General features: G+C 61.6%; 9 protein-coding genes. 6 read left to right on the forward strand and 3 right to left on the reverse strand.

Translation table 11 applies throughout. The features are described from left to right. Positions 1-159: 159 nt before the first annotated feature. From infB to rimP, 3 genes are read right to left on the reverse strand one after another with little or no spacing between them, the layout of a single operon-like run. A complete protein-coding gene (gene infB, locus DXT74_RS18955) occupies positions 160-3,087 on the reverse strand; it encodes a translation initiation factor IF-2 (RefSeq protein WP_043633986.1) in 2,928 nt (975 codons plus the stop codon). A gap of 39 nt (positions 3,088-3,126) precedes the next feature. Further along, a complete protein-coding gene (gene nusA, locus DXT74_RS18960) occupies positions 3,127-4,605 on the reverse strand; it encodes a transcription termination factor NusA (RefSeq protein WP_114152467.1) in 1,479 nt (492 codons plus the stop codon). Positions 4,606-4,657: 52 nt separating this feature from the next. After that, a complete protein-coding gene (rimP, locus tag DXT74_RS18965) occupies positions 4,658-5,083 on the reverse strand; it encodes a ribosome maturation factor RimP (protein WP_043633992.1) in 426 nt (141 codons plus the stop codon). 313 nt (positions 5,084-5,396) lie between these two features. Here rimP and DXT74_RS18970 point away from each other — a divergent pair, with 313 nt between their 5' ends. The 6 genes from DXT74_RS18970 to ccoG all read left to right on the forward strand — a co-directional run bounded on the left by DXT74_RS18970 (position 5,397) and on the right by ccoG (position 12,253). Beyond that, on the forward strand, positions 5,397-7,079 hold the full coding sequence (locus tag DXT74_RS18970) for a long-chain-fatty-acid--CoA ligase (protein WP_114152468.1): 1,683 nt from the start codon (positions 5,397-5,399) through the stop codon (positions 7,077-7,079). 131 nt (positions 7,080-7,210) lie between these two features. Beyond that, positions 7,211-8,338, forward strand: a complete 1,128-nt coding sequence (locus tag DXT74_RS18975) for a PilT/PilU family type 4a pilus ATPase (protein WP_231138223.1) — start codon at positions 7,211-7,213, stop codon at positions 8,336-8,338. 7 nt (positions 8,339-8,345) lie between these two features. After that, positions 8,346-8,696, forward strand: coding sequence for an arsenate reductase (locus DXT74_RS18980; RefSeq protein WP_081556308.1), 351 nt, complete (start codon positions 8,346-8,348; stop codon positions 8,694-8,696). After that, a complete protein-coding gene (gene dapE, locus DXT74_RS18985; protein ID WP_194426763.1) occupies positions 8,693-9,826 on the forward strand; it encodes a succinyl-diaminopimelate desuccinylase in 1,134 nt (377 codons plus the stop codon). The genes DXT74_RS18980 and dapE overlap by 4 nt, the downstream gene beginning before the upstream one ends. Positions 9,827-9,973: 147 nt before the next feature. After that, on the forward strand, positions 9,974-10,603 hold the full coding sequence (locus DXT74_RS18990) for a MarC family protein (RefSeq protein ID WP_043634009.1): 630 nt from the start codon (positions 9,974-9,976) through the stop codon (positions 10,601-10,603). A 288-nt stretch (positions 10,604-10,891) separates the two neighbouring features. Further along, positions 10,892-12,253 carry a cytochrome c oxidase accessory protein CcoG gene (gene ccoG / locus DXT74_RS18995; RefSeq protein ID WP_114152515.1) on the forward strand — a complete coding sequence of 454 codons (1,362 nt, stop codon included), beginning with the start codon at positions 10,892-10,894 and terminating at the stop codon, positions 12,251-12,253. Positions 12,254-12,258: the final 5 nt, after the last annotated feature.

The raw sequence follows: 12,258 nt of genomic DNA on the forward strand, positions 1-12,258 counted from the left end.
ATCAACTTTGCGCGGCGTCGCCGCCGCTCAAGGCCACGAAACCCACGAAATGACACGGTCTGGACCGCCATGTCATTTCGTGGTTTTCGCGGCGAAATTAAAAAAGGCGAGCGCCCGCCGACCTCACGGTCAGACCGGCGCCCGCCCCTGGCGTCTCGCTTACAGAGAGCGCGCCACTTCCACGATTTCGAACGCTTCCAGCTGGTCGCCTTCTTGGATGTCGTTGAAGTTTTTCAGCATCAGGCCGCATTCGTAGCCCTGCTTCACTTCCTTCACGTCGTCCTTGAAGCGCTTCAGGGAGTCCAGTTCGCCGGTATGCACCACCACGTGGTTGCGGATCAGACGGATCGAAGCAGTGCGCTTGATCATGCCGTCGGTCACCATGCAACCCGCGATATTGCCCACCTTGGACACCGGGATCACCTGACGGATTTCCACCGTGCCCAGGATCTGCTCTTTCTTCTCCGGAGCCAACATGCCGGACAAGGCCGCTTTCACTTCGTCCACCGCATCATAGATGATGTTGTAGTAGCGGATGTCCACGCCTTCGCTCTCCGCCAGCTTGCGGGCGGCGGCGTCGGCACGGGTGTTGAAGCCGATCACGATGGCCTTGGAGGCGATCGCCAGGTTGACGTCGGATTCCGAGATGCCGCCCACGCCGGAGTGCAGGATGCCCACGCGCACTTCGTCGGTGGACAGCTTTTGCAAGCTGCCGGCCAGCGCTTCGTAAGAACCTTGCATATCGGCCTTGATGATGATGGACAGGGTTTGCACCTCGCCCTCCGCCATCTGCGCGAACATATTTTCCAGCTTGGCCGCCTGCTGTTTGGCCAGACGCACGTCGCGGAACTTGCCGGCGCGGAACAAGGCGATTTCACGCGCCTTCTTCTCGTCGGTCAGCACCATCGCGTCCTCGCCGGCCTGCGGCACGTCGGACAGACCCAGGATTTCCACCGGAATCGCCGGACCGGCGGATTCGATGGCCTTGCCGTTTTCGTCCATCATGGCGCGAACGCGACCGAAAGCGGTGCCAGCCAATACCACGTCGCCCTTCTTCAGGGTGCCGGACTGCACCAGCAGCGTGGCCACCGGGCCGCGGCCCTTGTCGAGGCGAGCCTCGACGATGATGCCCTTGGCCGGGGCGTCCACCGGAGCTTTCAGCTCCAGGACTTCGGCTTGCAGCAGAATGGCTTCCAGCAGCGCGTCAATGTTCAGGCCCATCTTGGCCGACACTTCAACGAACTGGGTGTCGCCGCCCCAGTCTTCCGGCACCACTTCGTGCGATACCAGTTCCTGGCGGATGCGTTCTACGTTGGCGCCCTGCTTGTCGATCTTGTTCACCGCCACCACCATCGGCACCTTGGCCGCTTTGGCATGGTGAATGGCTTCGATGGTTTGCGGCATCACGCCGTCATCGGCCGCCACCACTAGCACCACGATGTCGGTGGCTTTGGCGCCGCGGGCACGCATCGCGGTAAACGCTTCGTGACCCGGGGTATCCAGGAAGGTGATCATGCCGCGCGGGGTTTCCACGTGGTAGGCGCCGATGTGCTGGGTAATGCCGCCGGCTTCGCCCGCGGCGACCTTGGCGCGGCGGATGTAGTCCAGCAGCGAGGTCTTGCCGTGGTCGACGTGACCCATCACGGTCACCACCGGGGAGCGCGGCAACTCGGCCATTTCCACGGTTTCGCCGCCGCCCAGCTCCAGATAGGCTTCCGGATCGTCGGCCTGAGCCGCCTTCGGCACATGGCCCATTTCTTCCACCACGATCATCGCGGTTTCCTGGTCCAGCACCTGGTTGATGGTTACCATCATGCCCATCTTCATCAGCGCTTTGATGACCTCAACGGCCTTAACGGCCATCTTGTGCGCCAAGTCGGCAACGGAAATGGTTTCCGGTACCAGCACTTCGTGCACGATAGGTTCAGTCGGCGCTTGGAAAGCGTGCTGATTGTTCTGCTTGTGACGGTTTTTGCCGCCGCGGGATTTCCAGTCGTTGCCGGCATCGCCGCCCTTGGTCCTCAGACCGCGGCCGCCCTTCTTGCCTTCATCCCAGCGATCGCCGCCCTTCTTGTTGCCGCCGCCCTTCTTGGCGTCGGGACGGCCGGCCACCGTGGCCGGAACCACAGGAGCGCCGGGCGCGCCGGCTGCAGCCGGACGCGGACCGCGGTTGTCGCCCGCCGGACGCGGACCACGGTTATCGCCTGCCGGGCGCGGGCCACGATTGTCGCCAGCCGGACGCGGGCCGCGGTTATCGCCTGCCGGGCGCGGGCCGCGATTGTCGCCCGTCGGGCGCGGACCGCGGTTGTCGCCTGCCGGACGACGATCGTCGCGGCGCGGTTCGTCACGGCGCGCCGGCTCCGCGGCGCGTACCGGCTCGGGAGCCGGCGGCGGCGGAGGCGGCTGCAACGCGGCCTGGCGGGCAGCCTGACGGCGTTCTTCGCGCTCGATCTTTTCGCGCATCAGCGCTTCCTGACGGGCGCGGAACGCGGCTTGACGCTTTTCTTCCGCTTCGCGGGCGGCAATCTCTTCCGGGGTCAGGATGGACGCCACGGTGGGACGCTGCGCCGGCGCGGCCGGCTTGGGAGCGGCCGGCTTGGCGGCTTCCTGACGCGGCGCTTCCGCCGGCTTGGACTCGGGCTTGGCTTCCGCCGCTTTCGGAGCGGGTTCCGGCTTAGGCTCGGGCTTGGCTTCCGCTTTCGGCTCGGGCTTGGCCTCTACCACCGGCGCCGGTTCCGGCGCCTTCACCGGCTCGGCCGGGCGGGATTCCGCCGCGGCGGCGGGCTGAGCCGCGGACGCCTCTTCCGGGCGCACCACGAAACGCTTCTTGCGGGTCTCCACCTTGACGGTGCTGCCGTCGGCGGTCTTGATCTCGCTGGTAGACTTGCGCGTCAGGGCGATGCGCGACTCTTCGTCGCGCGCGCCGTGGGAACGCTTCAGATAGTCTAGAAGCTGGGTCTTGTCTTGCGCGGATAGCGCGTCATCCGGCGAACGCTTGCTCACGCCCGCCGCGCCCAGCTGCTCCAGCAGGCGCTCCGGGGTGAGATTCAGCTCACTGGCAAATTGTTTTACGTTTGTCAAAACCATGCGTCTTCCCAAATTCTGTAAATTCTTTCCGGACAGGCCTTACTGGTCGAACCAGTGCTCGCGCGCCTTCATGATGACGGCGCGGGCGGTCTCGGCTTCCATGCCGGTCATGTCCACCAGATCGTCCACGGCCAAATCGGCCAGGTCGTCGCGGGTGATCACGCCGCCTTCGGCCAGCTTGCGAACCAGCTCGGCGTCCAGGCCCTCGATATCGCGCAGGCCATCGGAAACGCTTTCCACCTTTTCTTCGGACGCAATAGCCTGTGTTAAAAGAGCGTCACGTGCGCGGCTGCGCAGATCGTTGACCAGCTCCTCGTCAAACCCTTCAATCTCCAGCATTTCCGCAATTGGCACATAAGCCACTTCTTCCAAAGCGGCAAAGCCTTCTTGCACCAGTACGGTGGCGACATCCTCGCTCACGCCCAGGGCGCTCACGAACAGATCCCGCACGGCGGCGTCTTCCGCCTGGTGCTTCTCTTCAGCCTCGGCAACGGTCATGATGTTGAGGTACCAGCCGGTCAATTCGGCGGCCAGCTTGACGTTCTGGCCGCTACGGCCGATGGCCAGCGCCAGCTGTTCCTCTTCCACCACCACGTCCATGCTGTGGTTGTCTTCATCCACCATGATGCGGCTGACCTCGGCCGGCGACAGCGCGTTGATCACGAACTGAGCCGGTTCCGGCGCCCACAGCACGATGTCGATGCGCTCGCCGCCCAGCTCCTGGCTGACCGACTGAACGCGCGAACCGCGCATGCCGATGCAGGTGCCCTGCGGGTCGATGCGCGCGTCGTTGGCTTTAACCGCGATCTTGGCGCGCATGCCGGCATCGCGCACGGCGGCCTTGATCTCCAGCAGGCCTTCGTCGATTTCCGGCACTTCCAGCTCAAACAGCTTGGTCAGGAAATCCGGAGAGGTGCGCGACAGCACCAGCTGCGGGCCGCGACCCAAACGATCGATGCGCAACAGGAAGGCCTTGACGCGGTCGCCCACGCGCAGGTTTTCCTTGGGGATCATCTGATCGCGCGGCAGCACCGCTTCCAGCTTGCCGCATTCTACGATGGCGTTACCCCGCTCGATGCGCTTGATGGTGCCGGTCACAAGGTGCTCGCGGCGCTGCAGGAACTCGTTCAGCAGCTGCTCGCGCTCAGCGTCGCGGATGCGTTGCAGGATCACTTGTTTGGCGGTTTGAGCGCCGATACGGCCAAACTCCACCGCTTCCATCGGTTCTTCGATGAACGCGCCCACTTCAATGCGCGGATCGCGCTCACGCGCGTCGATTACGCCGATTTCCTTGCTTTCCGATTCCAGCAGCTCGTCCTCCACCACCAACCAGCGGCGGAAGGTCTGGTATTGGCCGCTGTGACGGTCGATTTCGACGCGCACGTCCATCTCGTCATCGGTAAACTTTTTCTTGGTTGCCGAGGCAAGCGCCATCTCAAGGGCGGAAAACACCACATCCTTGCTGACATTCTTTTCGCTCGCCAGGGCATCCACCAGCAACAAAATCTCGCGACTCATTCATTCCTCTCCGATTTTTGTCCTTTTGCGTGGCTTTATGGCCGTCCAGACATCAAAACTCAGGCTCCAGCCTGGCTTTGTCGATATTGGCAAACGGAATTGCCACGATACGGCCATCCACATCCAGCTTCACAGAGTCTTCCTCGACCCCGGCAAGACGACCGGTAAATTTCTTCTGCTGCTCGATCGGCATGCGCGTCTTGATCTTGGCAAGCTTTCCGGCGAAGCGGACGAAATCAGCCTCTTTCTTCAGCGGACGGTCCAAGCCCGGCGAAGATACTTCGAGTCGCTCGTAGTCGATGTTCTCGACCATGAAAAGGCGGGTAAAGTGATTGCTCACCTGGACGCAATCTTCCACGGTGATGCCACCCGGCTTGTCGATAAAAACGCGAAAACCGCCCCCCGGGGTCATTTCGAAATCGACCAACTCATAGCCGAGACCCGGCAGGGTGCTGTCCAGCAGCAAACGAACATCCATTGCTTTTTCCACAAATAAAAAATGGGCGAAACGCCCATCCCTAACCGACGCGATTGTAACCTATTCCATTGAAAAAGAAAACCGGCGAACCACCCGCCGCCAACGGACTCGGGCGGCTGTTTGCGCCGGACTTCTTTGCGAGCGGTTCTAGTTACGGTACATTACCGGGCACTCAAACAGCAGTTTGACGTCATGAGCGGCCAAGCCGCCGCGACATAACAAATATTATAGTTACCAAAAGGTACGATGCCCGCCGGCGCGCGACACGCTGGCGCGACTCTCGTTAACCAGCACGATGGAGAAACCGGGATTTATGGAAAAGGTGTGGCTCAAAAACTACCAGCCGGGCGTAGCTCACGAAATCGACATCAATCAGTTTCAATCCGTGGTCGAGGTTTTCGACCGCAGCGTAAAAAAATTCCATGACCGTCCCGCTCTGGCCTGCATGGGCAAAGAGCTCAGCTACCGAGAGATGGACCAGCTCTCCGGTCAGTTCGCCTCCTATTTGCAGCATGAGCTGAAGCTCCAGAAGGGCGACCGCGTGGCGGTGATGATGCCCAATCTGCTGCAATATCCGGTTGCGGTGTTCGGCACCCTGCGCGCCGGCGGCACCGTGGTCAACGTCAACCCGCTGTACACCCCGCGCGAGCTGGAGCACCAGTTGAAGGATTCCGGCGCGGAAACCATCGTGATTTTGGAAAACTTCGCCAATGTGCTGGAGCAAGTGCTGCCGCGCACCCAGGTCAAGCACGTGATCGTGGCCTCCATTGGCGAGATGCTGGGCTTCGCCAAGGGCATGCTGGTCAATTTTGTGGTGCGCAAGGTCAAGAAAATGGTGCCGCCGTGGCGCCTGCCCGGCCATGTCCGCTTCAGCGACGCCCTGTCCCGCGGCGCGCGCTCGCCCTACCGCCCGGTGCAGCTGGGCCATGACGACATCGCCTTCCTGCAATACACCGGCGGCACCACCGGCGTCTCCAAGGGCGCAATGCTGCTGCACCGCAATATCGTCGCCAATATGCTGCAGGCGGGCGAATGGGTGAAGCCGGTTATTCGTCCGGGGCAAGAGATCATCGTCACCGCGCTGCCGCTGTATCACATCTTCTCGCTGACAGCCAACCTCATGGTGTTCACCGAGGTGGGGGCGCTCAACATCCTGATCACCAATCCGCGCGACATCCCTGGCTTCATCAAGGAAATGGGCAAGTACCCGGTTACCTGCATGACGGGGGTCAACACCCTGTTCAACGCGCTGCTGAACAATCCCGAGTTCGCCAAGCTGAACTTCTCCACCTGGCGCCTGGCGCTGGGCGGCGGCATGGCGGTGCAAAAAGCGGTGGCGGACAAGTGGAAACAAGTGACCGGTGTCACCCTGGTGGAAGCCTATGGCCTGACCGAAGCCAGCCCGGCCGTGTGCATGAACCCTCTGGACCTCCCCGCCTACAACGGCGCCATCGGCGTGCCGGTGCCCTCCACTGAGATGCAACTGCGCGACGCGAACGGCAATGAAGTGGCGCCCGGCGAACAGGGCGAGCTGTGCATACGCGGCCCTCAGGTGATGAAAGGCTATTGGAACCGCCCGGACGAAACCGCCAAGGTGCTGAGCCCGGACGGCTTCCTCGCCACGGGCGACATGGCCATGCTGACCCCGGACGGCTTTGTTAAACTGGTAGACCGCAAAAAGGATATGATTCTGGTATCCGGCTTCAATGTTTACCCTAACGAGATCGAAGACGTGGTGGCCGGCCACGCCGGGGTGCTGGAAGTGGCCTGCATCGGCGTGCCGGACGACAAGTCCGGCGAAGTGGTCAAAGTGTTCGTGGTGCGCAAAGACCGCGCGCTGACGGAAAAGGACATCATCCAGCATTGCCGCGACAACCTCACCGGTTACAAAGTGCCCAAGCTGGTGGAGTTCCGCGACGAACTGCCCAAAACCAATGTCGGCAAGATTCTGCGCCGCGCGCTGCGGGACGAAAACAACAGCGTCAAATCCGCCTGACGCATGCCGACACCATGAAATCGCCGCCGCCCGTCCTGTCGGGCGGCGTTTTTTTTGGACGCGAGACGGCTACACTTTAAAAAACCGTTTAATTGATAAACCTTGCCGCTTCCGGGTGCACGATTATGTTGATGCTGCCGTTTTTCAAATTGATGGCCGAACGCCGCGCCAGCGATCTGTTCTTCACCAGCTTCTCTCCGCCGATGATCAAGCAGAACGGAGAACTGCTGCCGCTGAATGAAAAACCGCTGACCGCGGACATGGTCAAGCAACTGGCCTACAGCTTGATGAGCGAAGAGGAGATAAGCGTCTTCGAGCAGGAGCGGGAAATGAATCTGGGCCATCCCGTGCCCGGCCTCGGCAGTTTCCGCATCAATATCTTTTGGCAGCGCGGCTCGGTGGGCATGGTAGTGCGCTACATCCTGCCCAATATTCCTTCGTTGGATCACTTGCAGCTGCCGCCGATACTCAGCGAATTGATCAAGCTCAAACGCGGCCTGATCCTGGTGGTAGGCTCCACCGGCTCCGGCAAAAGCTCCACCGTGGCGGCGATGCTGCAAACCCGCAACCAGACCATGAGCGGCCACATCCTCACTGTGGAGGACCCGATCGAGTTTCTGTTCCGCCACGACAAATCCATCGTCAACCAGCGCGAGGTGGGCTTCGACACCCTCTCCTATGCCCGCGCGCTGAAGAACGCGATGCGCGAGGCGCCGGACGTGCTGATGATAGGCGAGATCCGCGATCCCGAAACCCTGACCCAGGCGGTCACTTACGCCCAGTCCGGCCATCTGTGCATTTCCACGCTGCACGGCAACAACAGCTATCACATGCTGAGCCGAGTCATCAATTTCTTCCCGGCGGAAAGCCGCGCCGCCTTGTTGATGGACCTCTCCTCCGCGCTGAAGGCAGTGGTTTCGCAGCGCTTGATTCCCACCGTGGACGGCGCCCGAGTGCCGGCAATTGAAATCCTGATCAACACCCCGCGCATTTCGGAGTTGATCCGAAACGGAGAGATAGACAAAATCAAGGAAGCCATCGAAAACAGCATGAGCGATGGTTCGCAAACCTTCGAACAGGCGTTGTACCGGCTCTACAGCACGGGACGCATCAGCCTGGACGAGGCCCTGAGAAACGCCGACTCGCCCACCAACCTGTACTGGTTGATCAATCAGAGCAAGGAAAAAGCGGCGAGCGGCGACGATAAGCAAGCCGGCGGCGAGCCGCCAAGCTTCGACAGCATCAAACTGGACCTGTAACCCACCCATGATTACTCTTTACGGCATCCCCAACTGCAGCACCGTCAAAAAAGCGCGCCAATGGCTGAGCGACAACGGCCTCGACTACCACTTCCATGATTTCAAGAAACAAGGCGCGGACGCCGCCAGCCTGGAACGCTGGGCCGCCGCGGTCGGCCTCGCCAAGCTGATCAACCGCCAGGGCACCACTTGGCGCCAGCTGCCGGACGAGGTCAAGGCCGGCGCCGATCAACTGCCGGCCGCGCTGGCCTTGATGCAGGCCAACCCCTCAGTGATCAAACGCCCGGTGCTGGACGCAAACGGCAAGATCAGCGTCGGCTTCGTCGAAGCCGACTGGGCGGAGCGCCTGCTGAAATGAGCGCAACCCTGGAACTGGCGCGGCAACTGATCCGGCTGGACTCGGTCACCCCTCGCGACCAAGGCTGTCAGGAACTGATGATAGCCCGGCTGGAAGCCATCGGCTTTCGCGTGGAACGCATGCGCTTCGGCGACGTCGATAATTTCTGGGCGCGCCGCGGCGGCGACGGCCCGCTGGTCTGCTTCGCCGGACACACCGATGTAGTGCCCACCGGCCCGCTGGAACAATGGGACAGCCCGCCCTTCGAACCCACTGTCCGCAACGGCTTGCTCTACGGCCGCGGCGCCGCCGACATGAAAGCCTCGCTGGCGGCCTTCGTCACCGCCTGCGAAGACTTTGTCGCCCTCCACCCCGGACACCCCGGCTCCATCGCCCTCTTGATCACCTCGGACGAGGAAGGCGTGGCGGTGGACGGCAGCGTTAAGGTAGTGGACGCACTGGAAGCGCGTGGCGAAACCATAGACTATTGCATCGTCGGAGAACCCACTTCGGACCAAGCTCTGGGCGACACCATCAAAAACGGCCGCCGCGGCTCACTGTCCGGTCAGTTGATCGTGCATGGCATCCAGGGGCACATCGCCTACCCGCATCTGGCCAAAAACCCGGTGCATCTGATGGCGCCGGCGCTGGCGGAACTGGCGGCGACGCGCTGGGATGAGGGCAACGCCTTTTTCCCGCCCACCAGCTGGCAGGTCTCCAACATCCACGCGGGCACCGGCGCAAGCAACATCATCCCCGGCCATTGCGAAATTCGCTTCAACTTCCGCTTCTCGCCGGAGAGCAGCGCGGAATCGCTGAAGGAGCGCGTCTGCGCCATTCTGGACCGCCACGGCCTGGGCTACGAACTGCACTGGCAGTTGTCCGGCCAGCCCTTCCTGACCCAGCCGGGCAAGCTTACCGATGCCCTCGGCCGCGCCATCGCCGCCGTCGCCGGCCGCCAGGCCGAGCTATCCACCACCGGAGGCACCTCCGACGGCCGCTTCATCAAACGCATCGCGCGCGAACTGGTGGAGTTCGGCCCGGTCAACGCCACCATCCACAAGCTGAACGAATGCGTGGAAGTGGCCGACATCGAGCCTCTGTCCGCAATTTACCGCCGCACGCTGGAGCAATTGCTGAACACGGACTGAGCTGAATTCCGGCTATGCTGAAACCGGTTGCGCCCAATTGGGCCAACCGGTTTTTTTACGTGGAGACGCTCCTGTCTGACGCAGTGCCGACGCTTCCCGTCTCCCGCCTGAATGCGCAGTCCTCCAGCGAAAGGTATGATCCGAACCATGGAAGTCGAAATCGCAAAAATATTCATCGCGCTGCTGGTGCTGGTCAATCCGCTGGGCGCCATCCCCATCTTCATCAGCCTGACGCCCACCTCCAATCAATTGGAGCGCAAGAAGATCGCCAAGACCACGGCCATTGCCGTGGCCATCGTGCTCTGCCTGTTCGCCGTCGTCGGCGAGACCTTGCTGCGTTTTCTCGGCATCAGCGTCGGCTCCTTCCAAGTGGGCGGCGGCCTGCTGGTGATGCTGATCGCCATCGCGCTGATGAACGCCAAGCCAGGCCCCACCAAAACCACCAAGGTGGAGCGCGAGGAGGCTGAAAGCAAGACCAATATCGCCGTGGTGCCCTTGGCGATTCCGCTGATGACCGGGCCGGGCACCATCTCCACCGTGATCATCTATGCGACCACGGCCTCGTCATGGGTACAGGTGATTTACCTTTTGGTAAGCAGTTTGCTGGTGGCCATCACCTGCTACGGCGCGCTGGTGCTGGCCTCGCCGCTGTCGCGCCTGCTGGGACAGACCGGCATCAATATCGTCAACCGAGTGATGGGCATGCTGCTGGCCGCGGTGTCGGTGGAAATCATTGTGGACGGGATTTATCGTCTTTTCCCGCAGCTTGCCAGATAAAATCCCGTAAACCCCACAAACTCGGCAGGATTATTGTGCGGAGGCCATCAGCACAGTCTCACGCATCCAATACAGCATGAAGCGGGATCGGCCAGTGGAAGCACCCGTTTCATGCAGGGAAAACTCATTGTTTTCACTTGAAGTTTCCCCAAATACCCGTCAAGCCCCAGCCCTGATCTGTATATAGACAGACTGCGCTGTATACACATTTTCAAGAGCAACTGTTCATTGTTTGTACCGATCCCAAGCAGTACTAATAAGGGGTTTTCATCCAATGGTCATTTTGCCATGTCTAGCCAGCAAGCCGTCCCCATCAAAATCTATCCGCGCCTGACCACCGGCCGCTTCAACAATGTTCGGGTGTTCATGGTTCTCGCCACCCAACTGGTGTTCTTCGGCCTGCCTTGGTTGCAGTGGAACGGCAGGCAGGCTGTGCACCTGGACCTGGAACAACACCGTTTCCTGATTTTCGGCCTCACTTTCTGGCCGCAGGATTTCATCTTTTTCGCCGCCTTGTTGGTGATCTGCGCGCTGGGCCTGTTCCTGTGGACCGCGCTGGCGGGCCGGCTTTGGTGCGGTTACAGCTGCCCGCAGACAGTCTACACCCAGATCATGTTGTGGATCGAACGGCTGACCCTGGGCGATCACAACGCGCGCCGCAAGCTGGACGCCGCGCCGATGAGCGTCAACAAATTCACGCGCAAAACGCTGGCGCATGGACTGATGGGTCTGTTCTCGCTGATCACCGGCTTCACCCTGGTGGGCTACTTCACCCCCGTGCGCGAACTGGCCGCCGCCGCGCCCAGCCTGGCCTACGGCCCGTGGGAAAGCTTCTGGATACTGTTCTACGGCGGCTTCACCTGGCTGCTGGCCGGCGTGCTGCGCGAGAAAGTCTGCCTGCACATGTGCCCGTACGCCCGCTTCCAGGGCGCAATGTTCGACAACGACACCCTGATCATCTCCTACGACAACCGCCGCGGCGAACCGCGCGGCAAAAGCAAGCAAGCGGCGGACAAGGCGCGCGGCAGCTGCATTGATTGCGGCATCTGCGTGCAGGTTTGCCCCACCGGCATCGACATCCGCAACGGCCTGCAATACGAGTGCATAGGCTGCGCCGCCTGTATCGACGCCTGCGACCAGGTCATGGACAAGATCCATGCGCCGCGCGGGCTGATCCGCTACACCAGCGCCGCCGCGCTGGAAGCCGCCGGCAAGCCCAACCGCCCCAGCAGCAGTCATCGCCCGCGAGTCATCGTTTACTCCAGCCTGCTGGCCGGCATCATCGCCCTGTCCACCACCGCGCTGATCTTGAAAAAACCGTTCAAAGTGGATGTGCTGCGTGATCGCGCGGTTCTGGTGCGCGCCACCGACGACGGCCTGCTGGAAAACAGCTACAACCTGAAGCTGATCAACACCAGCGAACAGGCGCAGCGCTTCAAGATCCAAGTGGAAGGCCTGCCCAGCCTGAGGCTGGACAAGCCCGGACAGGTGGTCGAAGTCGCGCCCACCCAGACGGAGACCGTCACCGTGCGGGTGCAGGCCGAGCCCGAGCACGCCACTCGCGGCGCGCACGACATCTACTTTGTGGTCAGCTCGCTGAGCCATGACGGTAGTATGATCAGGGAAAAATCCAGCTTCATCGGCGAATGAATCTA

This window comes from Chromobacterium sp. Rain0013 (assembly GCF_015291765.1).
GTDB lineage: Bacteria > Pseudomonadota > Gammaproteobacteria > Burkholderiales > Chromobacteriaceae > Chromobacterium > Chromobacterium haemolyticum.